This is a genomic window from Candidatus Pantoea multigeneris, assembly GCF_011752615.1.
Taxonomy (GTDB): domain Bacteria; phylum Pseudomonadota; class Gammaproteobacteria; order Enterobacterales; family Enterobacteriaceae; genus Pantoea; species Pantoea multigeneris.
This window is the reverse complement of record NZ_VWXF01000002.1, coordinates 341,370-360,432: the sequence shown is the minus strand read 5'-3', so window position 1 is coordinate 360,432 and position 19,063 is coordinate 341,370. Positions and strand designations below refer to the sequence as shown.

Annotated in this window: 20 protein-coding genes, 1 tRNA gene and 2 pseudogenes; 12 read left to right on the top strand and 11 right to left on the bottom strand. The window is 49.1% G+C overall.

What is annotated here, in order from left to right:
- The first annotated feature begins 140 nt into the window (after positions 1-140).
- Both F3J40_RS07135 and F3J40_RS07130 read left to right on the top strand, forming a co-directional pair.
- A complete protein-coding gene (locus F3J40_RS07135; RefSeq protein ID WP_167013273.1) occupies positions 141-950 on the top strand; it encodes a 5'-nucleotidase, lipoprotein e(P4) family in 810 nt (269 codons plus the stop codon).
- 214 nt (positions 951-1,164) lie between these two features.
- Entirely contained in the window at positions 1,165-2,583 is a 1,419-nt protein-coding gene (locus tag F3J40_RS07130) for a GGDEF domain-containing protein (protein WP_017347466.1), read from the top strand.
- A 34-nt stretch (positions 2,584-2,617) separates the two neighbouring features.
- On the opposite strand, the gene ddlA is transcribed toward F3J40_RS07130, so the two are convergent.
- Positions 2,618-3,712, bottom strand: a complete 1,095-nt coding sequence (gene ddlA, locus F3J40_RS07125; protein ID WP_167013271.1) for a D-alanine--D-alanine ligase — start codon at positions 3,710-3,712, stop codon at positions 2,618-2,620.
- A gap of 459 nt (positions 3,713-4,171) precedes the next feature.
- On the opposite strand from ddlA, the gene F3J40_RS07120 reads away from it, so the two are divergent.
- The 4 genes from F3J40_RS07120 to F3J40_RS07105 all read left to right on the top strand — a co-directional run bounded on the left by F3J40_RS07120 (position 4,172) and on the right by F3J40_RS07105 (position 6,839).
- On the top strand, positions 4,172-4,585 hold the full coding sequence (locus tag F3J40_RS07120; RefSeq protein ID WP_167013269.1) for a hypothetical protein: 414 nt from the start codon (positions 4,172-4,174) through the stop codon (positions 4,583-4,585).
- A 71-nt stretch (positions 4,586-4,656) separates the two neighbouring features.
- Complete coding sequence (locus F3J40_RS07115; RefSeq protein WP_167013267.1) at positions 4,657-4,974, top strand: DUF1493 family protein; 318 nt, start codon at positions 4,657-4,659, stop codon at positions 4,972-4,974.
- Between the two features lie 284 nt (positions 4,975-5,258).
- Entirely contained in the window at positions 5,259-5,684 is a 426-nt protein-coding gene (locus F3J40_RS07110) for a cupin domain-containing protein (RefSeq protein WP_017347470.1), read from the top strand.
- 441 nt (positions 5,685-6,125) lie between these two features.
- On the top strand, positions 6,126-6,839 hold the full coding sequence (locus tag F3J40_RS07105) for a hypothetical protein (protein WP_167013265.1): 714 nt from the start codon (positions 6,126-6,128) through the stop codon (positions 6,837-6,839).
- A gap of 31 nt (positions 6,840-6,870) precedes the next feature.
- Here F3J40_RS07105 and F3J40_RS07100 read toward each other — a convergent pair.
- From F3J40_RS07100 to F3J40_RS07090, 3 genes and pseudogenes are all read right to left on the bottom strand, one after another.
- Positions 6,871-7,842 (bottom strand): annotated as a pseudogene (locus tag F3J40_RS07100) (phage integrase).
- A gap of 32 nt (positions 7,843-7,874) precedes the next feature.
- Positions 7,875-8,093, bottom strand: coding sequence for a S24/S26 family peptidase (locus tag F3J40_RS07095; RefSeq protein WP_369410925.1), 219 nt, complete (start codon positions 8,091-8,093; stop codon positions 7,875-7,877).
- A 67-nt stretch (positions 8,094-8,160) separates the two neighbouring features.
- On the bottom strand, positions 8,161-8,409 hold the full coding sequence (locus tag F3J40_RS07090; RefSeq protein ID WP_369410924.1) for a helix-turn-helix domain-containing protein: 249 nt from the start codon (positions 8,407-8,409) through the stop codon (positions 8,161-8,163).
- Between F3J40_RS07090 and F3J40_RS07085 the strand changes: the two genes are divergently transcribed.
- Entirely contained in the window at positions 8,360-8,665 is a 306-nt protein-coding gene (locus tag F3J40_RS07085) for a hypothetical protein (protein ID WP_369410933.1), read from the top strand. The two genes, F3J40_RS07090 and F3J40_RS07085, sit on opposite strands and share 50 nt — an antisense overlap.
- Positions 8,666-8,856: 191 nt before the next feature.
- On the opposite strand, the gene F3J40_RS07080 is transcribed toward F3J40_RS07085, so the two are convergent.
- Positions 8,857-9,501 carry an HIT domain-containing protein gene (locus tag F3J40_RS07080; RefSeq protein ID WP_167013263.1) on the bottom strand — a complete coding sequence of 215 codons (645 nt, stop codon included), beginning with the start codon at positions 9,499-9,501 and terminating at the stop codon, positions 8,857-8,859.
- Positions 9,494-10,015 carry a hypothetical protein gene (locus F3J40_RS07075; protein ID WP_167013261.1) on the bottom strand — a complete coding sequence of 174 codons (522 nt, stop codon included), beginning with the start codon at positions 10,013-10,015 and terminating at the stop codon, positions 9,494-9,496. The genes F3J40_RS07080 and F3J40_RS07075 overlap by 8 nt, the downstream gene beginning before the upstream one ends.
- A gap of 177 nt (positions 10,016-10,192) precedes the next feature.
- Here F3J40_RS07075 and F3J40_RS07070 point away from each other — a divergent pair.
- Together F3J40_RS07070 and F3J40_RS07065 are read left to right on the top strand one after the other, a co-directional pair.
- Positions 10,193-10,599 (top strand): annotated as a pseudogene (locus F3J40_RS07070) (phage baseplate assembly protein V); the annotation flags it as partial.
- A gap of 251 nt (positions 10,600-10,850) precedes the next feature.
- Positions 10,851-11,042: an ogr/Delta-like zinc finger family protein gene (locus tag F3J40_RS07065; protein ID WP_369410923.1), complete on the top strand. Its 192-nt coding sequence runs from the start codon at positions 10,851-10,853 to the stop codon at positions 11,040-11,042.
- Between the two features lie 158 nt (positions 11,043-11,200).
- Here F3J40_RS07065 and F3J40_RS07060 read toward each other — a convergent pair.
- Positions 11,201-11,276, bottom strand: a tRNA-Ile gene (locus tag F3J40_RS07060).
- A gap of 202 nt (positions 11,277-11,478) precedes the next feature.
- Positions 11,479-12,261 carry an SDR family NAD(P)-dependent oxidoreductase gene (locus F3J40_RS07055; protein ID WP_167013259.1) on the bottom strand — a complete coding sequence of 261 codons (783 nt, stop codon included), beginning with the start codon at positions 12,259-12,261 and terminating at the stop codon, positions 11,479-11,481.
- A 135-nt stretch (positions 12,262-12,396) separates the two neighbouring features.
- Between F3J40_RS07055 and F3J40_RS07050 the strand changes: the two genes are divergently transcribed.
- Positions 12,397-12,984, top strand: a complete 588-nt coding sequence (locus tag F3J40_RS07050; protein ID WP_167013257.1) for a TetR/AcrR family transcriptional regulator — start codon at positions 12,397-12,399, stop codon at positions 12,982-12,984.
- Positions 12,981-13,499, top strand: a complete 519-nt coding sequence (gene mug / locus F3J40_RS07045; RefSeq protein WP_167013255.1) for a G/U mismatch-specific DNA glycosylase — start codon at positions 12,981-12,983, stop codon at positions 13,497-13,499. The genes F3J40_RS07050 and mug overlap by 4 nt, the downstream gene beginning before the upstream one ends.
- Before the next feature lie 57 nt (positions 13,500-13,556).
- On the opposite strand, the gene rpoD is transcribed toward mug, so the two are convergent.
- From rpoD to rpsU, 3 genes are all read right to left on the bottom strand, one after another.
- Positions 13,557-15,401: an RNA polymerase sigma factor RpoD gene (gene rpoD, locus F3J40_RS07040; protein ID WP_017347481.1), complete on the bottom strand. Its 1,845-nt coding sequence runs from the start codon at positions 15,399-15,401 to the stop codon at positions 13,557-13,559.
- 297 nt (positions 15,402-15,698) lie between these two features.
- Positions 15,699-17,444: a DNA primase gene (dnaG, locus tag F3J40_RS07035; protein ID WP_167013253.1), complete on the bottom strand. Its 1,746-nt coding sequence runs from the start codon at positions 17,442-17,444 to the stop codon at positions 15,699-15,701.
- A 110-nt stretch (positions 17,445-17,554) separates the two neighbouring features.
- Positions 17,555-17,770, bottom strand: coding sequence for a 30S ribosomal protein S21 (gene rpsU / locus F3J40_RS07030; protein ID WP_001144069.1), 216 nt, complete (start codon positions 17,768-17,770; stop codon positions 17,555-17,557).
- A 279-nt stretch (positions 17,771-18,049) separates the two neighbouring features.
- Between rpsU and tsaD the strand changes: the two genes are divergently transcribed.
- Positions 18,050-19,063 (top strand): tRNA (adenosine(37)-N6)-threonylcarbamoyltransferase complex transferase subunit TsaD, encoded by a 1,014-nt coding sequence (tsaD, locus tag F3J40_RS07025; RefSeq protein ID WP_167013251.1) that lies wholly within the window; start codon positions 18,050-18,052, stop codon positions 19,061-19,063.

Below are 19,063 nucleotides of genomic sequence, written 5' to 3'. Positions count from 1 at the left end.
GGCACTGACATCCCGCATCTTATTCAGCCGGTAACGACTAAGCAGCAAGGCCGGTCTTGATGTTTGTATGGTGGGAATTTTTTCTGCTATATCTGATGGGCAGAGATAATTTTATCCCATTGTAATTAAAGGAATCGTTGATGCATAAAACGTCAAGCTTTATGGCCTGTGGAGTGGCAGTGCTGCTGCTGGCGGGTTGCGCGCAATCTTCGCAGCAGCAGGCTAATCAGCAACTGGCAAAACAATCTGTGATGGCTGCTAACTGGTTCCAACAGTCGGGTGAGTATCAGGCGTTAACCTGGCAGGCGTTTAATCTGGCGCAGGTTGCCTTCGACCAGGCGTCCTCGTTAGATGGCAAACCGAAAGCGGTGATTGTTGATCTGGATGAAACCATGCTGGATAACAGCGCCTACAGTGCATGGCAGGCACAGCACGGCCAGCCGTTCACGGATAAAACCTGGTCAGCCTGGACTCAGGCAAAACAAGCGCTGGCGGTGCCGGGCGCGGTGGACTTTGCACAACATGTGGATTCCCATAGTGGCACAGTGTTTTATGTCTCCAATCGCGCACAGCAGGACTTTGCGGCAACCGTGGCGAATATGCAGCAGCTTGGCTTCCCGCGTGCGAATGCAGAAACAGTGCGGCTCAGCACCGGCAACAGCAACAAACAGGAGCGGTTTGATGCGATCAAAAAAGCGGGTTACAACGTTGTGTTGTATGTCGGTGATAACCTGAATGACTTCGGCGGGGCCACCTGGCATCAGGATAACCGTCAACGACGCGCGTTTGTGGCCAGTAACCATGCGCGTTTCGGCACCCAGTTTATCATTCTGCCGAATCCGTTGTATGGCGACTGGGAAAGTGGCCTGGCTGCGGGCTATAACAAATTAACACCGCAGCAGAAGCTGCAAGTTCGTGAAGAAAACCTGCGTAGCTGGAGCGGCAAATAGGTGCATTTGGTTTGAGCGCGGGAGTGACATATTCGTCTCAGCCCAGCAGCTCAGCAATGCAGAGTGTAAAATCCCAGTTTTTTCGCATAAAATCGGATATCGCGGATATCCGATTTTATTTAAGCGGGCATACTTAACGCGTTTTTTATTTCCCACTGGAGCGGGTGGGAGTCGGATCCAGGCAGTGAATCCTTCTGGTTACAGGGTTGAACCTATGCGCGTTAAGTTGTTTGAAGAGCACACAACGAAGAAAAATGTCCTTCTGCTGTACTTCACTACACTGCTGTTCTGTTTTGTTGGCAGTCATCTGCGTATTCCACAAGAGCTGTCACTGTTCTGGCCGGTCAACGCCATCATTAGTGGCCTGTTGATCCGCAATCCTTTCCTGCATAGCCTGCGTTATTACTGCGTTATTTTTGCTGCCATGGTGTTTAACGACACCGTGTTCTCGGGCTGGGCGCTGCAAGCGGTGACATTAAACATTGCTAACATGCTGTTTATTGTGACGATGGTTTCAATGCTGGTGCGCCATTTCCAGTCACGGCAGGGCAGCCTGTTGGTTAACAAGGCACTGCGTATTTTCCCTGCTTGTCTGGTGGCTGCTCTGGTTTGTGCGGGCTGGGGCGCTTTAGCACAAGGGCAACTGAGTTACATCACCTTTGCCACCGCCTGGGGGGATTGGTTCAGCGAGCAGTTCTCAACCGGGCTGATGCTGCTGCCGTTTCTCCTGACGCGGAGCTGGAATACATTTTTATCGCGCTCGCTGTTCTACCCCTCGCGTTTGTTACCGCTGCTGAGTGTGGTCATTTCACTCACCGTGGGTGCCTTAATTGGCGGAGCCGGGAGCCTGACGTTCCCTCTGCCAGCACTGATTTGGTGTGCGATTGTGCTGCCAGTCCCTTTGACCAATTTAATCATCCTGTTAACCGGCATCACGGAGATCATCCTGGTGGCGCATGGCGTGATGAATATTCAGGGAGAAGATGGCGTATTACCCCTCAGCCGCCTGACATCCGCCCGATTGGGGGTGGCTACGGTCGCCATCAGCCCATTAATTGTTGCGGTTACGATGGAAACTATTCGTCAGCTTAATCAGCGGCTGGCGCTGCGCGCGAATTATGATTTTCTGACGCGCCTGCTTTCCCGCTCTGGTTTATACGAAGTGCTGAAAGATAAGCCGTTTACTCCGCAACGAAAAACAGGCGTCATCCTGTTGGACGTCGACTATTTCAAGTCGATCAATGACAGTTTTGGTCATCATGCGGGTGATGAAGTGCTGGAGCAAATAGCCCGGAGAATCGAGCATCAGTCAGCCGCGGGAGACTGGGTTTGTCGTTTTGGTGGTGAGGAGTTTGTGGTGGTGGTGGATGAGCCACAAGCCAACGAACTCTACCTACTGGCAGAACGTATTCGTCAGTCCGTGGTGGCAGAGAAGTTCTGGGTACAGGGCAATACGGCGACGGTAACGGTGAGTATTGGTCTGGCACAGGATGGAGCTTGTCAGGATCGTGACTGGCAAAGCCATATTCATCGGTTAATTACCGCAGCAGACAAAAACCTCTATCTCTCTAAACGTAACGGCCGTAATCAGACCTCGCCAGCACAGTTGCCCGTGACTAGCGAGGTAGCCTGAGGATGAAGCCTGAAGTTAATACAGGCTTCTCCTATCAGACGCTGCTTTTTAACTGTGACTGCTGCTGATGGCGCTCCAGCGCCAGGTCAATCAGGCGGCTGATCAGATCCTGATAACTCACGCCTGCCGCCTGCCACAGCTTGGGATACATGCTGATATTGGTGAATCCCGGCAACGTATTGACTTCATTGACGATAATCTCACCTTGTTCCGTGAGGAACACATCAACACGCGCCATACCGAAGCACTCCAGCACGCTGAAGGCTTTCACTGCCAGTGAGCGGATCGCTTCGCTGGTGTCAGCCGGTAGCTGAGCAGGCGCAACCACTTCCGCACCGCTGGCGTTAATGTACTTGGTGTCGTAGGCATAGAAGGCATCATGCACCACGATCTCGCCACAAGGGCTGGCTTCTGGCTGCTCGTTACCCAGTACAGCGCACTCAATTTCTCGTCCCTTAATGCCTTTTTCAATCAGGACTTTGCGATCGAAAGTAAAGGCCAGGTCCAGCGCCTGATCCAATTCTTGCAGGCTGGAGACTTTGCTCACGCCCACGGATGAGCCCTGGTTAGCTGGCTTAACAAACAGCGGGAAACCAAACTCGGCTACCAGCGCATCTTTATCCAGCGAATGACGTTGAGCCTGAGTCACAGCGACCCAAGGCGCGACAGCAATGCCCGCATCACGCAGCAGACGTTTGGTGAAGTCTTTATCCATGCTGACGGCGGAGCCCAGAACATCAGAGCCAACAAACGGCAGATTGGCTACACGCAGCAATCCCTGCAATGAGCCATCTTCGCCTAATGTTCCATGTACGATGGGAAAGACAACATCGACCTGACTTAACGGATGAGCATCGTGGCTGGTGATCAACTGCTGCCCGGTTTTACCCGGAACGAGGGCAATGTGTTCACCGCTCTGATTGAGGGCAATACGCTGCGGGTCCTGCGGATTAAGCAGATAGGTTGAGGCATTATTACGGTGCCACTGGCCTTGTTTATCAATACCGAGAAGTTCCACATCGAAGCGTGATTTATCAATGGCTTCCAGGATGTTTTTGGCAGATTGTAATGAGACTTCATGCTCAGCAGACTTCCCACCAAACACAATCCCCACACGCAGTTTACTCATTGCTCGTTATCCGTATTCTGACGCAAAAATTTAAGATATCACGCCTGTGAGGCGACTTAAGCAGCCGGGTGAAATTCAGAGTGTTGTACCGTGAGAAAACCGGGAAGAGGGGGATTGTGCGGGGCAAAGGAGGGGTAAATGGAGAGCGCTGAACATGTCTGCTGGCATGCATAACGGCAGATAACCTGAGCAAGGAGTGATGGAGACATATTTAGCCAGAGAGACAGAAAAGTAACGCGCAGTATTGACCAAATTTCAGCCTAAAAGACAGTAAATGCAGGGGGAAAATGAACTTATCGGTATGCGAATGAACATATCGCACCAGTGCATGGGGCCGTTCAGAACAATAGAAGCCTGATGCTGAGATTTCTTCTTTTCTTACAGGCCTGAGAAGAAGAGGACACCGCAATTGCGGATTTCACCTCTGGCTGTTTAATAGAGTCAATAATGGAGCAGGCAATGACTTTCGTATCTCTTACTGCGCGCATTCGTCGCCGTGGTCGCATTCTACAAAGCCATCACATTACCGCTACGCAGAGCCGCCGACAGGACAGTGGAACACTGACGCTGAATATCCGTTTTAGCCGTGAATGCATGGAACATACTGGCATTCTGCCTGGCGTGCGGGCCGATATCCTCCATGATGCCGATACGGATCTGTGGAAAGTCAAAATCGTGACTAATGGGGGTTTAAGTGTATTTGGACATAAAAACCAGGCGGGAGAATACTCATCCTGCGCCATCAGCATTACTTTACAGGAAGGTTTTCCTACTATTTCCTCAGAGAAGAATGAGCGCGTGAAGATGTTTTCAATCGATGCCGAAACGGTATTACAAGATGGTGAGGTCACTTTCCGACTCGGGTTTATTTGAGTGTGAATGAGTGATGATTTTTCCTGCGGTAATAAAAATAATTTCTTTTCTTGCCTGTCAGAGAATGCTGCGTGTGTAATTATTCTGAAATTGAAGTTCAGGCGTTTATTCGGCAGGTGCTGCCTCCGGTTATCACATTTACTCTAAGGAATATCACGGTGGGCGAAGACTCACCGTTACAAGACTATTATGAAGTTATCGACCTTATTCTACTGAGTCAAAAGGTGTTCGAGGCGTTTAACATTGATGCGCAAGGTTTTTCGATTGAGCACTATACCCCTTGGGTAGTGAGAGGTTTTTTCGCCCGAAAGCCTACGGTTAACCTCCGTTCTGCTCTGACTATCGATATGTTTGTGCAGGCCGCACAGCAAGGTTACTGGCCAACATAGCTTAGCAAACTGCCCCGTGTGGGCAGTTTTTTTCCGTTATTACCAGCTTTCTGATAATGACAGCTGAAAGGATTTATTTTTCTCTGATTTAGCTTTAGTCAGATATTAAACCCTGTAAAGTCGCGGGTTTTATTGGTGGCAGTGAGTTTTTTATGCAGAAGTGAATTTTACGCTTTTTTTAATAATGTAAATCCTACGTGTTTGTGTCATAAAGAAAGGGCAGAGGTATTCTGCATTATGACTTTATTAAATCAGTTAATATTTAACCACATGTAGGTGTAATTATGCGTTTACTTCTCTCTTCATTGCTGTGTGCCTCGATTTTACTACCACTGTCTACCTCTTACGCGCAGGTGATTACCAAAGAACAGCAGCAGCAGGTAGAAAAGAAAGCCCTCGGCGGCGGTAAAGGCACCGTTGATGCCGCTTTCGCCTTCACGCGTGATAAAGCAAAGCCAGATGAGGCGATCAAAGAGCTGAGCTGGCTGACTGTGAAGCCTGGCGACTCCATCGGTTACCACCAGCACAAAGATAACGAAGATGCTTACATCATCGTTTCTGGCGAAGGCACCTTTAAAGACACCGACGGCAAAGATTACCCAGTAAAAGCCGGTGACATCACTGTCGTGCGCAAAGGTGAATCCCACGGCCTGACCAACACCGGTAAAGTACCCCTGGTGATCGTGGATGTGATCGCTGCACAGCATTGATTTTTGGCTTTGGGGCAGCCCCTGCGGGGCTGTTCTGAAGCTGGTGATGGCTGGGTTTAGTGGGGGGGCTGAAAATTCCGCGCGACACTTTTGCGACACTCCGTGCTTCACCAACAAAAAAGCCACCCTAAAAGGTGGCTTTAATCTACTGATTTCACAGCTAAATTTTGGTGGCCCCTGCTGGGCTTGAACCAGCGACCAAGCGATTATGAGTTCCTGTCAACACAACCGAAAATCAATAGCTTGTCTTACTAATCATAGAGATAGGTTGCCACTGTTTGCCAGTGATTACCCATTATTCGCCATTTCTGCCGCCACTCTATCGCCACTATGTCCGGAGATGAGATCTATAGTTATCTGTCTTTGTTGTGGGTAATGTATTATCTTAACGGAGGAAAAATATATAAAAATGACCATATTTGAACTGATTAGGATGTCATAATGAAAAAGTTGGAACATGAAAATTTTGTTTTTGAGTGTGCAGTAAAAACTTTGGAAGATATATACGGATCATTTTCCAGAGACTTAAGTCAAACTGACAGACCAGATGCTGCTATAGTTTTGAAAAATTTTCAGCCTCAGAAATCAATAGGAATAGAGATAACATCCTGTGATAGTTTTGAGAATAAACTGTATTTCAATGACCGTAAATTCTCTAAGGAAATAGAGTCTCAGCGAATCGACGACTGCCTCAATGGTATCTCATCGACAAGGCCATTAAAAAAAGATAGCATTGCTTTCCCAAGGAATTATATTTACAAATCAATTCATGATAAATCATCTAAATATAAAGGTTATAAAAAATCAAAAAAATATAATGAAGTCATTTTATTAGTTACAAGTGATTTTCTAGATGGGGCTTATCCTCACTTTCTTACGTACATCGCTCCATGGACAAATTATCTTTTAAGTAACTTAAAGTTTCCCTTTGATAAGGTTATATTTGTTTGCCTAGCTACATATGAAAACTATGTGATTTACGACAAGAAAAAACCTACAGCCAGGCATCCAGAAATAGATCCTGATAAAGAGCTGGGAGCTACCCAGACACATACGGGAATGCTCAGGTCTGGAGTGGAACATAATTTAGGCTCTCTAATGAATGCGGAACCTATTATTAAGCCTAGAAAATCAACTTCAAGGAAAAATAAATGAATTATTAATTATTAAGGCATCGTTATGATGCTTACGTTTCTGTTTTTGATAGCGGATTAAATCTGACCGCATCCTCTAAATGGTCCGGCGCGAAGTGCGCATAGCGCATGGTCACTTTAATATCGGTATGGCCAAGCACGCGCTGCAACACAATAATATTACCGCCATTCATCATAAAGTGGCTGGCGAAGGTATGGCGCAAAACATGGGTAAGTTGTCCTGCCGGTAGTTCGATACCTGTTCTTTCCAGAGCAGACCGGAACGCACCATAACAATCACTAAACAACCGACCTTTTTTATCATCAAGCAGAGATTCATAAAGCTCTTTGCTGATTGGAACGGTGCGGTTTTTTCTGCCTTTCATGTTGGTGTATGTGATTTTGTATTTTGCGAGCTGGCTTTTTCTCAGGCTCTCGACCTCAGACCATCGTGCGCCAGTGGCGAGGAAAATTCTTACCACAGTTTCTAAGTCAGCGTAGTCATGCCGTTTGCACTCTCCGAGCAGTTGCACAATCTGGTCGTGAGTTAGCCAGGCCATTTCCATTTCTTCTGTGCGGAAAGGGCGCATATTTTTTAGCGGATTTTCACCCTTCCATTCCACGAGGCGATTTAGCTCATTGAACACTGTGCGAAAGTAGGCCAGCTCAAGATTAGGCGTGCGAGGTGATACTTCTTTAACCCTGTTCGAACGGGCATATTCACCCTTTAGCCTCTTTTCACGGTAGTGGGAAAACACCTGCGCATCGAAATCGCGTGCAAGAGGTTCGCCCATACACTCAAAAGCATGGTGCATAGCTAACTGGCGTTTTAAGCAGTCTTTCAGGGTAATGCCATGAGCGCTATACCATGAGTCAACCAGTTCTTTTAACGTGCACCTGTCTTCCTTTTCTTCCTGTCATGGGTTTTGAACGGTGTACTGTTTAAACGCCAGAGCCTCGCCTTTGGTTGCGAATTTCTTTCTGATACGTTTGCCTTTTGCACCGTTTGGATAGAGCTCACCAATCCAGCCGCCAGTAGGATTTTAACGGACAGTCATCAATTAACCTCGCTGTATACGCCCACCACACGACCAATTATTTTGATGTCATCAATTCCGCACTCAAACGGCACTTTACCACCAGATACATGTGATTTTTTGCCGGGCAATACGGTTATTTTCTTAAGACTCAATGCGCCTTCAATATCAACTAACCAAAGGCCATCAGACAAAGAGGATTCCTGTTCGATTACATAGGTGCTGTTATCGCTTTTCACAGAGGCACCTTTTTTCGGCAGTTTAGTGAAAAGCTAAGAGTACCAATATTGGTTAGCTCACCTTCACTTAATTCAAACAAAGAAAGTTCCGTTGAGTGTTGAGGTTCATTAGCAGACAGGCTTTCTCCCCCTCACCAGCCATCAGCCATTTAAGGCTTACGCCAGGTTCAAGAGCGCAATGCGCAGCAAAATCGTACGACATGTTGCCTCTAGTATAGAGGTTCTGTAAGAAACTGGCTGTGATTTTGAAGTGATGAGCAAGTGGGATGAGTGAGCTCAAACCCTTTGACGACCAGCCCGCCGGTCTGTCACCCACCGAGCGTCGACGGATTGCCAGTGAGAATGCGAAGCAATTTAGGGGGCCAACAGCAAAAATCCCTGGATGGTTTCACCTATCAGGCATGCAAGCGCCAGTCGCTCAGGGCAAAGAACGGGCGAATCAAAAGAACGATGTTCAGAAGTTGCGCACGAACTACTACATGAAAGCCAGTGGCCTTGAAAATGGTGCTATTGTGGAATTTACTGGCAAGGTGCAATTAGTTGCGCGCATACTTAGGACGTGCAACACGTAAAACGCCAGCTACTCGGATTAAGCTAGGCTCACATAACGCACATTGATGAGTTGATCATTAGATATCCCGAATGATTTGCTATTATTTTGTTGTGCTAATGGTGAGTATGTAACTGTAGTGTTTCTTGAGGTTTATATATTTTCAGGGTTTCATTATTAATAAAGGCTGGTTTTAAATCAGCCTTTGTGTATTTAAAGTGTGAGGTTTTCGTAATTCTCAATGACCTTCATGATTCCACTGATGTTGTTATCTCTGCGCCAATTCCAATTTCCCTGAATTGAATTGGAGTTAGAGTATAAGTATCTCAAAAACTGGGATGGCAATAGAGGGTTGTTACATATAAACTCATTATAGTTGTTGTTCATATACCAGACATATCCGTTTCTGGTGTCAAAATTTAACCTTGGATCTTCTATCTTTGTGAAATTAATTTCTTTTTTTAAAGAATTTTCAAATTCTGGTGAATGGTAAACGCAATGTATATGCGCATGAAAAATACATCCGCCTGAATGATCTATATTTTTTCCAGCGCCACTCTCAAAAAAAATAAGAGGTCGACCTGTTTTTTTGAACATGAATTCATTTAATTTTCGTAGGGTTTTTCTCGCCTCATCTCGAATGCCTCTATCAATCGAGGCAAAAGAGTTAACATGATGTTTAGTAATCAGCATGACATGTGAATTATTAAGTGGGCCAACGCTGGGGACTATGAGAAAATCATTTGTTTCAGCGATGATGTTCTTCTTATCTCCCACGATTTTACCATAGCCCTCGATATAGCTCACTCCGTTTATTTCATCACAAATTCCACAAGATGAGTTGCAGAAATCATCCATGTTTATTGTCTCCGGTTTTTTTGGGAAGTAATTTCTCAGCCCAAGATGCAAGGCGACTTAGAACTAAGTCTGAAAAATACCCCAAAACAAAACAAATTGAGAAGGCTACTTTTGATTTTCCATGTCCTTTGATCGAAGATATAAGTGTCTCTGGAGATAATATTGTATATGAGCAAAATGCTACCAAGGCGGAAAGAAATGGAATGAAAATCCTCCAGTAGAACTTATGGGATTCCCAAGGGAAACTATACTGATTGCTTTTTCCTCTCGCAGTTACTCGATAAAACCATTTGGCATTATATGCCCACCCTCCAAAAAAACCCCCAAGAATTGAAAATAAAGATATTTTGTTGTTGTATGAAATTTCAAGTTTGAATTGGAATAGGAATGCAAAAAAACACCCCGTTATAAAAAGTGTTATTAAATAAATAAATTCAAATTTTATTTGGGCGCTATCACTCTTGAAATAAGGTACTACCTCATCATCGTTTAAGCAATTTTTTCTTTCATTCATTATCTAAACACCTTCGAAGTTTCAATAGTAAGCAAATATTTTTGCATTCTCAATTTGGCTATTCTAATTAATTATAACGGAAATCATAGATTGTAGCCAAACTAACCAGATGTTGGTTCATACTTCACAGAACTCTGCTTGATTGCTGCTGGCCTTGCTCGGCGGCATCCTTTCCCCATGAATAATTTAAATTCTCTGCAGAACATCGCACGCGTGATCCGAAATCCCATCCGCATCAGCATCGTGACCGACCTCAACCTCAGCCTCAACCTCAACCTCAGCCTCAACCTCAACCTCAACCTCAACCTCAACCTCAACCTCAACCTCAACCTCAACCTCGACGAGAGGCTTTGTCGTGTCCAGACCGGCGACATGCAAACCACTTGGCTTAACTGGCGCACCTGTCGTGCTGGTCTCTCTCGGGTGTGGAAGGCTCCGTCGGTCGGTGAGCAGGAATTTTACTGGCTATCGACGACGAGATCGACACCACCTTTGTAGTGCCTGGCATTTTTTCTGACTACAATCCCGCACCGTCGGTCTCTCCTGATGCGTTTTATGTGTCATTTCCTGAAACGCTGGTGATGGTTAAATGCTTTAAGTGCTTGATAGACGCGCAATCCTAGATAATCAGCCAAGAGGTGAAACGGCTATACGACTAGATTAGAGCTTGAGATTAAGGTGTCAGATGTTGAGTATGTTACCGAAGAGGTGAGTAAATAAACTCAATCTCAAATTGTGAAAAAAAGGATAACATTTATTCACCTATTGAGAATTGAGAATTGAGAATTGAGAATTGTGGAGCGTGGTAATGTTCCACTGTCCATAAGGCCAGCACGTGACGCATGCGCACATCAATGGACATCTCAGCGAAAATACTAAAGAACGCTATCATCAATGCACACACATAAATTGCAGTTGTACGTTTGTGATGATGGAGTTGGTAGGGCGTTTTATTGTTACGCCCGGAATGGTAACTCAGGCTCCACCTCACCTGACATTCGGTGGTCAGAGAACATTATGGCTCTGAAAAATTTCCACTAATACTAATACACCGTGAGTAGTTTTTTATGCACTCTGGAAAATGGTGCTAGTAATTCTACCGCCATTTTATCGCCACTCGAATTGTCACCAACAAAAAAGCCACCCATGCGGTGGCTTTAATCTACTGATTTCAAAGCTAAATTTTGGTGGCCCCTGCTGGGCTTGAACCAGCGACCAAGCGATTATGAGTCGCCTGCTCTAACCACTGAGCTAAGGGGCCAGCGGTGCGGGGATTATAAGGTATCTCTACCGGGTGATCCAGCCTTCGCCAGTTGATTGGTGAAAATAAGAACAATTCGTGAGTTATTGATCTCAAAACAAAAATCCCTTTCTGTTATTGATGATTGCCCAATCACTACGCAGTCATTGCTGGTTTTTGAGACAAGGCTGGTTTGCTGCCTTGCCTCAGTAGCATTCAGGCTTTACAGATAGCGTGAAGCGGGCTTATTCAGGGAGATAAACGGCAGCAACGCGCTGCAGGCTTCATCCAGCTTCTGCCACAGCCCCATATCTTCCACGGAGGGGAGGGTAATCAGCTCGCCATTGTCCAGTCCGCGCAGTGCCGCAGCCACCAAATCATCCACTTCCATCATCTTCTCGGCGGGAATGTCACTTATCGATTTTCCGGCACGATCAAAGATCTCGGTGCGGGTAAAGCCGGGTAGCACGGCCTGTAGAACGACGCCGCTGCCTGACAGCTCACGATCCATATTACGCGTCAGAGACAGCACATAGGCTTTACTGGCGTTATAGGCACCATTCATTGCCTCGTGTATCAGTGCGACTACAGAGGCGATGTTAACGATGGTGCCCTGTCCACGTGCGCGGAAGGCCTGCGCGGCGCTGTGAGCCAGTTCGGTTAGTGCAATGATGTTCAGCGAGAGCATGGTTTGCAGCGGCTGAATGTCGGCGTCAGTAAACTCACCTTCTACCACCATGCCGGCATTGTTTACCAGCAGGGTGATGGCGTGGTTATCACGCAGCTCACGGGCCACTTTTGCCATGTCATCCGCTTGAGTGAGATCTGCGGCCAACACGCTGACGTCTACGCCGTGTGACTCCCGCAGAGAGTTTGCCAACTGGTTGAGGCGTGCTGCATCACGCGCCACCAGAATCAGATTGCTGCCGCGCGCGGCCAGTTGTTTTGCGTAAGTAGCCCCAATACCGCTGGAGGCTCCGGTGATCAACGCCAGTTGTTGTGTCATCGTCGGTTCCTGTAAATGATGGTTGTCATATCTGATGTCCTTAATATGACGATCATCATATTTTTCGTCAAGCTGGTATATGATGATCGTAATAATTACACTGATTGCCATTAGCGATGAGCAGGATGAGAAACGATGGAACAGCTGAGCCACAAAGCGCGTACGCGGCAGCGCATACTGGATGAAGCCGCGGTGGTGATGCGGGAACACGGCACCGAAGGTATTGGCGTAGCGGCGCTGATGAAGCGGGCGGGTTTAACGCACGGTGGTTTCTACGCGCACTTTGCTTCGCGTGAAGCGCTGGTAGAAGCGGTGATTGCAGAAATGTTTGCCGATTCTGCTGCGCGTTTCGCGGCCATTACCAGCCTGAAAGATCCCGCTGAGCGGCTGAGCCAGCTCATCGATAACTATCTCTCGTTGCATCATCGCAACGCGCCGGGAGAGGGCTGCCCCATGCCGGCTTTGGTGAGTGAGATGGCTCATCTACCGCTGGAAGCACGCACGCTGTTTTCTCAGCGCCGTAATGCAGTGCAGCAGCGGCTGGCACAGGCACTACATGAACTACATCATCCTCAAGCGGATGAGGTCGCGATCAGCATATTGGCGGAGATGGTTGGGGCAGTGGCATTGGCACGAGCCTGCCCGGATGAGGACGAAGCACGCACCCTGTTGGCAGCCAGCCGCCGCGCGGTAAAACAGCGTGCGGGCCTGGAGGGCGTATGATCGAACACGGTATTCAGGACATCATCGCGCCGGATTTACAGGTGCTGTTCTGCGGTATCAATCCCGGTAAATCTTCGGCTCACACCGGTTTTCATTTTGCGCATCCCGGCAATCGCTTCTGGAAGGTCATTCATCAGGCGGGATTTACTCAGGAACAGCTCAAACCAGAGCAGGAACAGCGTCTGCTGGAAACCGGCTGTGGCATCACCATGCTAGTGGAGCGGCCCACGGTACAGGCAAATGAGCTGGAGGGCGATGAGCTGCGTGATGGCGGGGTTCGCTTACAGCAGAAAGTCTTGCAGTGGCAGCCGCGTGCGTTAGCGGTGCTGGGCAAAGATGCGTTCAGACGCGCCTTCGGGCAGCGTAAAGCAGAGTGGGGCAAACAGGCGGTGATGCTAGGCGAGACAGAAATTTGGGTGCTACCCAATCCCAGCGGGCTGAACCGGGCTTCGTTAGAAGAGATGGTATGGGACTACCAAAATCTGTGGCTGGCGTTGCATTCGGAACAGCGCTAAGCGGCGCAAACAAAAATGGCCTCACAAGGAGGCCATTTACACTCATCAAAGCAGCGATTAGTCGTCGAGGAAGCTACGCAGCACTTCTGAACGGCTTGGGTGACGCAGTTTACGCAGTGCTTTGGCTTCGATCTGACGGATACGCTCACGCGTTACGTCAAACTGTTTGCCTACTTCTTCCAGCGTGTGGTCGGTGTTCATATCGATACCGAAACGCATACGCAGCACTTTTGCTTCACGTGCAGTCAGGCCAGCCAGAACGTCGTGGGTGGCAGAACGCAGGCTCTCAGAGGTAGCAGAGTCCAGCGGCAGCTCCAGCGTGGTGTCTTCGATAAAATCGCCCAGATGCGAATCTTCATCATCACCAATCGGCGTCTCCATGGAGATCGGCTCTTTAGCGATTTTCAGCACCTTACGGATCTTATCTTCTGGCATCAGCATACGCTCAGCCAGCTCTTCTGGCGATGGCTCACGGCCCATCTCTTGCAGCATCTGGCGCGAAATACGGTTGAGCTTGTTGATGGTCTCAATCATATGCACCGGAATACGGATGGTACGCGCCTGGTCAGCGATAGAGCGGGTGATAGCCTGACGGATCCACCAGGTTGCATAAGTTGAGAACTTATAACCACGGCGATATTCAAACTTATCAACGGCTTTCATCAGGCCGATGTTACCTTCCTGAATCAGGTCGAGGAACTGCAGACCACGGTTGGTGTATTTCTTCGCGATAGAAATAACCAGACGTAAGTTTGCTTCCACCATCTCTTTCTTCGCGCGACGCGCTTTCGCTTCACCAATCGACATGCGACGGTTAATGTCTTTTACCTGCTCGATAGTCAAACCGGTTTCAGTTTCGATCTGAACCAGTTTCTGCAGGCAACGCTGAACGTCTTCTTCAACTTCTTTCAGCTTCTCTGACCAGGGTTTATTCATGGCCAGTGCTGCTTTGAACCAGCTCTCGCTGGTTTCATTACCGGTGAACAGGGTAATGAAGTTTTTCTTCGGCATTTTGCAGATTTCAATACACAGCTTCATGATGATGCGTTCCTGAGTACGGACGCGCTCCATCATTTCACGCATATTGTTTACCAGGTAATCGAACTGCTTCGGTACCAGGCGGAACTGCTTGAAGACATCAGAAAGATTCTGAATTTCAGCTACGGCATCAGCGTGGCTGCGACCTTTGCTCTTGATGACGTTACGAGTCTGTTCGTACTGCGTACGCAGCTCGACGAATTTTTCGCGTGCCAGCTCTGGGTCGATGCTGTTGTCATCGTCCGAGCTGTCGTCGTCGCCATCTTCATCTTCGTCTTCGTCGTCGTCACGATCTTCTTCAGCCAGTTCTGAACCCACGTGGGTTGCAGTCGGGGCCAGATCTTCTTCAGCGTTAGGATCGACAAAACCGGTGATCAGGTCGGAAAGGCGTGATTCGCCTGCTTCCACTTTGTCATACTGATCCAGCAGGTATGTGATCGCTTCCGGGTATTCAGCAACAGAGCACTGGACCTGGTTAATACCGTCTTCGATGCGCTTCGCGATGTCGATTTCGCCTTCGCGCGTCAGCAGTTCAACGGTACCCATCTCACGCATATACATGCGCACAGGGTCAGTGGTGCGACCAATTTCAGATTCAACGCTGGATAACACCTGAGCGGCGGCTTCCGCTGCATCTTCATCCGTATCGGTGCTGTTTTCATTCAGCATCAGATCGTCGGCATCAGGGGCTTCTTCAACCACCTGAATACCCATGTCGTTAATCATCTGGATGATGTCTTCGATCTGATCGGAGTCGACGATATCTTCCGGCAGATGGTCATTGACCTCAGCATAGGTCAGATAGCCTTGCTCCTTACCACGAGTGACAAGAAGTTTGAGCTGTGACTGCGGGTTTTGCTCCATAAGACGGTATCCACACTTCTGTTAATAAGATTGGTGTCGGTCGGCAGCAAGCCAACAATAGCAGTGGAAGGCGTTGATTCTTGCCGCGGCCTTCAAACGCGGCTGTGGGGTCTTCCCACTATATATCGGCACTCAAGCCGCTTAAATTTAATACAGCGGCGGATTATTCCGTCATCGCTGTTTTGCGGCAGCGCTCGCAAGTAAGTTAAACAACTAACAAGCCGCATCTGCCTTGTTCAGTTTGTCCGGTCTGACATAATGCCGCTTCCACGGGTTAGATGCCGAACAGACACAGATCTATTTCTTTGCCAGAGCCTGGCTCAGCGCCCAGTATTCGCGGCGCTCTTCGGCACTCAGGCCCTGCGTTCGCTCCTGCGCCAGCAGCGTTTCAAGGCGTTGCTCAAGGGCGGAGTCATAAATACTGGCCAGCGAATCCTGAAATACAGATTCTGCTTCCTCATCCACTATCATGTGGTCCCAGGTTGCCAGTGTTTCAAGCGTCTGAATAAAATTTGTTCCGCGATATAACTCTAGTAGCTGACCGGTGGTCAAGCCAGGGTTCTCGTTACATCTCGCAACTAACTCTACAAACAGCGGTAAACCCGCCATTTTTGACTGCGTCAGCCCATCCAGAGAAGGCACCAGTTCCGCCATCTGCGGATTCTGGATCAGCAACGCTACCACAACGCGCATTGTAGTACGCTTTAACGCTGGTGCGGCCGATGGTTGATTGCTGGCGGCCTGCTTTGGCATCAGCTTATCTAACTGCGCATCATCCAGAATACCCAGCTTATTGCCTAACGTCTGACGCAGATAAATGCGCAGCGTTTCGCCGGGCACTTGCGTAATCAGCGGCAGAGCAAGGGCACTTAAACGCGCCTTACCATCACGCGAACTCAGATCAACCTGCGGCAGCAGCGTTTCAAACAAAAACTCGGAGAGCGGCATTGCCTGCTCCATCCGCGCTTCAAACGCTGCTTTACCCTCTTTACGCACCAGCGTATCGGGATCTTCGCCATCCGGTAAAAACATAAAGCGTAGCTGACGACCGTCATTCATGTAAGGCAATGCGGTTTCCAGCGCACGCCATGCTGCTTCTCTTCCGGCGCGGTCGCCGTCATAACAGCAAATGACCTGCTCGGTCGTGCGGAACAGCAGTTGGATGTGTTCAGCCGTGGTCGAGGTTCCCAGTGAGGCAACGGCATAATCGACGCCAAACTGTGCCAGGGCCACCACATCCATATAACCTTCCACCACCAGCAAACGTGCCGGCTGCGGATGGCGTTGATGCGCTTCATACAGGCCGTAAAGCTGGCGACCTTTATGGAAAATAGGGGTTTCTGGTGAGTTCAGGTATTTTGGCGTGTCGTTCGTCAGAACGCGTCCACCAAAACCAATCACCCGACCACGTTTATCGCGAATCGGGAACATTACCCGCTCACGGAACCGGTCGTAGGTACGGCCTTTATCATTCGAAACCAGCATCCCGGCTTCCATCAGCGATTCGCGATCTTCGCGCTGCTGACCAAAGCGTTTCAGGACGTTGTCCCAACCAGGCGGTGCGTAACCAATCGCGAAGTGACTAATGACTTCTTCGCTCAACCCTCGATGGACGAGGTAATCACGCGCAGGCTGTGCCTGATTCTGTTGCAGGCTCTGCTGATAAAAACCATTGAGCTTGTCCATCAACTGATACAAGCTTTGACGCTGATGGCGTTCCATCTGGTTTGGACCGTTACCCGCTTCATAGGGCACTTCCAGACCGTTCATGGTTGCCAGCTCTTCGACGCTCTCAACAAACTCCAGTCGATCGAAGTTCATCAGGAAATCGATAGCGTTACCGTGTGCACCACAGCCAAAACAGTGATAGAACTGTTTATCGCCGTTCACGGTGAACGAAGGGGTTTTCTCGTTATGGAATGGGCAGCACGCGTGGTAGTTCTTACCCTGCTTTTTCAGCTTAACGCGGGCATCGATAAGATCCACGATGTCCGTGCGGGCAAGTAAATCACTAATAAATACGCGTGGAATTCGTCCAGCCATAAGCCCCGGGTGTTCAGCTCATAAACGGCAATAAGCCGCGCTTCCTTTCGGAAAGCACGGCCTCTTACTTTACTCGTTGCTGAAGACCAGGCTCCAGCCAGAGCAATGACTTAGTACAGACGAGTGCGGCGTGCGTTTTCGCGAGCCAGTTTCTTGGCGTGACGCTTAACTGCAGACGCTTTAGCGCGTTTACGCTCTGTAGTAGGTTTTTCATAGAACTCGCGACGACGAACTTCTGCCAGAACGCCTGCTTTTTCGCAAGAACGTTTGAAGCGACGCAGTGCTACGTCGAAAGGCTCGTTTTCACGTACTTTGATTACCGGCATGTAACTCTTACCTCGATAAAATTCGGTTTTGCTGCTGACTGCGGCGCCAGCACATTTCAAAATGGTGCAGCATTTTACCCCAACGGGCGTTGGAATGTAAAGCACCATGCGCAAATAGAAACCAGCGGCGGCGTGCGCCGTTGCGACTGCCGGTTTTTCACTGGGCGCAGAGTATAGCGCAAGATTTATGCCGCAGAAAATCACTTTTTGCACAGTTGCGGCTCTCCGTCGCGCCAGTTTGCTGTGATACACTGCGCGCCGCAAAAAGAGGTAAGCATCATGCGAATTCTGGGTATTGAAACGTCCTGCGATGAAACCGGCATCGCAATTTATGATGATGAAGCCGGGCTGTTAGCCAATCAGCTTTACAGCCAGGTCAAAGTCCACGCCGACTACGGCGGTGTAGTGCCAGAACTGGCATCGCGCGATCACGTGCGTAAAACCGTGCCGCTGATTCAGGCTGCGCTAAAGCAGGCCAAGTTGGCACCGGAACAGATTGATGCAGTGGCGTACACTGCTGGTCCTGGATTGGTTGGCGCGCTGTTGGTTGGCGCAACCGTCGGGCGCGCGCTGGCCTTTGCCTGGGGTGTGCCTGCTGTGCCGGTGCATCATATGGAAGGGCACCTGTTAGCGCCGATGCTGGAAGACAATCCGCCAGAGTTTCCGTTTGTCGCGCTGCTGGTTTCCGGTGGGCACACGCAGTTGATCAGCGTAACGGGCATTGGCGAGTACGTGCTGCTTGGCGAGTCTATTGATGATGCGGCGGGTGAAGCGTTTGATAAAACCGCGAAGCTGCTGGGGCTGGATTATCCGGGCGGACCGATGCTGGCGAAAATGGCGCTGCAAGGTACGCCAGGGCGTTTTACTTTCCCGCGCCCAATGACCGACCGCCCAGGGCTGGATTTTAGCTTCTCCGGCCTGAAGACCTTTGCGGCAAACACCATCCGTAATAACGAAGCCGATCCACAAACGCATGCTGACATTGCGCGCGCCTTTGAGGACGCAGTGGTGGATACGCTATCGATCAAGTGCAAGCGCGCGCTGGAGCAGACCGGTTTCCGCCGTCTGGTGATTGCAGGTGGCGTGAGTGCTAACCGTACGTTGCGTGAAAGAATGGCGGTGATGATGCAGTCACGCGGTGGCGAAGTGTTTTATGCCCGTCCTGAATTTTGCACCGATAACGGCGCAATGATTGCCTATGCGGGGATGGTGCGACTGAAAGGTGGCACGCGTGGAGAGCTGGGTGTAACGGTTCGCCCTCGTTGGCCGTTAGCGGAACTGCCTGCGATTTGA

Excerpts from the sequence above, each read along its gene's own strand:
- F3J40_RS07135 (WP_167013273.1), top strand. The coding sequence starts at position 141 with ATGCATAAAACGTCAAGCTTTATGGCCTGTGGAGTGGCAGTGCTGCTG.
- F3J40_RS07130 (WP_017347466.1), top strand. The coding sequence starts at position 1,165 with ATGCGCGTTAAGTTGTTTGAAGAGCACACAACGAAGAAAAATGTCCTT.
- ddlA (WP_167013271.1), bottom strand. The coding sequence starts at position 3,712 with ATGAGTAAACTGCGTGTGGGGATTGTGTTTGGTGGGAAGTCTGCTGAG.
- F3J40_RS07120 (WP_167013269.1), top strand. The coding sequence starts at position 4,172 with ATGACTTTCGTATCTCTTACTGCGCGCATTCGTCGCCGTGGTCGCATT.
- F3J40_RS07110 (WP_017347470.1), top strand. The coding sequence starts at position 5,259 with ATGCGTTTACTTCTCTCTTCATTGCTGTGTGCCTCGATTTTACTACCA.
- F3J40_RS07105 (WP_167013265.1), top strand. The coding sequence starts at position 6,126 with ATGAAAAAGTTGGAACATGAAAATTTTGTTTTTGAGTGTGCAGTAAAA.
- F3J40_RS07085 (WP_369410933.1), top strand. The coding sequence starts at position 8,360 with ATGAGTGAGCTCAAACCCTTTGACGACCAGCCCGCCGGTCTGTCACCC.
- F3J40_RS07080 (WP_167013263.1), bottom strand. The coding sequence starts at position 9,501 with ATGGATGATTTCTGCAACTCATCTTGTGGAATTTGTGATGAAATAAAC.
- F3J40_RS07075 (WP_167013261.1), bottom strand. The coding sequence starts at position 10,015 with ATGAATGAAAGAAAAAATTGCTTAAACGATGATGAGGTAGTACCTTAT.
- F3J40_RS07055 (WP_167013259.1), bottom strand. The coding sequence starts at position 12,261 with ATGACACAACAACTGGCGTTGATCACCGGAGCCTCCAGCGGTATTGGG.
- F3J40_RS07050 (WP_167013257.1), top strand. The coding sequence starts at position 12,397 with ATGGAACAGCTGAGCCACAAAGCGCGTACGCGGCAGCGCATACTGGAT.
- mug (WP_167013255.1), top strand. The coding sequence starts at position 12,981 with ATGATCGAACACGGTATTCAGGACATCATCGCGCCGGATTTACAGGTG.
- rpoD (WP_017347481.1), bottom strand. The coding sequence starts at position 15,401 with ATGGAGCAAAACCCGCAGTCACAGCTCAAACTTCTTGTCACTCGTGGT.
- dnaG (WP_167013253.1), bottom strand. The coding sequence starts at position 17,444 with ATGGCTGGACGAATTCCACGCGTATTTATTAGTGATTTACTTGCCCGC.
- rpsU (WP_001144069.1), bottom strand. The coding sequence starts at position 17,770 with ATGCCGGTAATCAAAGTACGTGAAAACGAGCCTTTCGACGTAGCACTG.
- tsaD (WP_167013251.1), top strand. The coding sequence starts at position 18,050 with ATGCGAATTCTGGGTATTGAAACGTCCTGCGATGAAACCGGCATCGCA.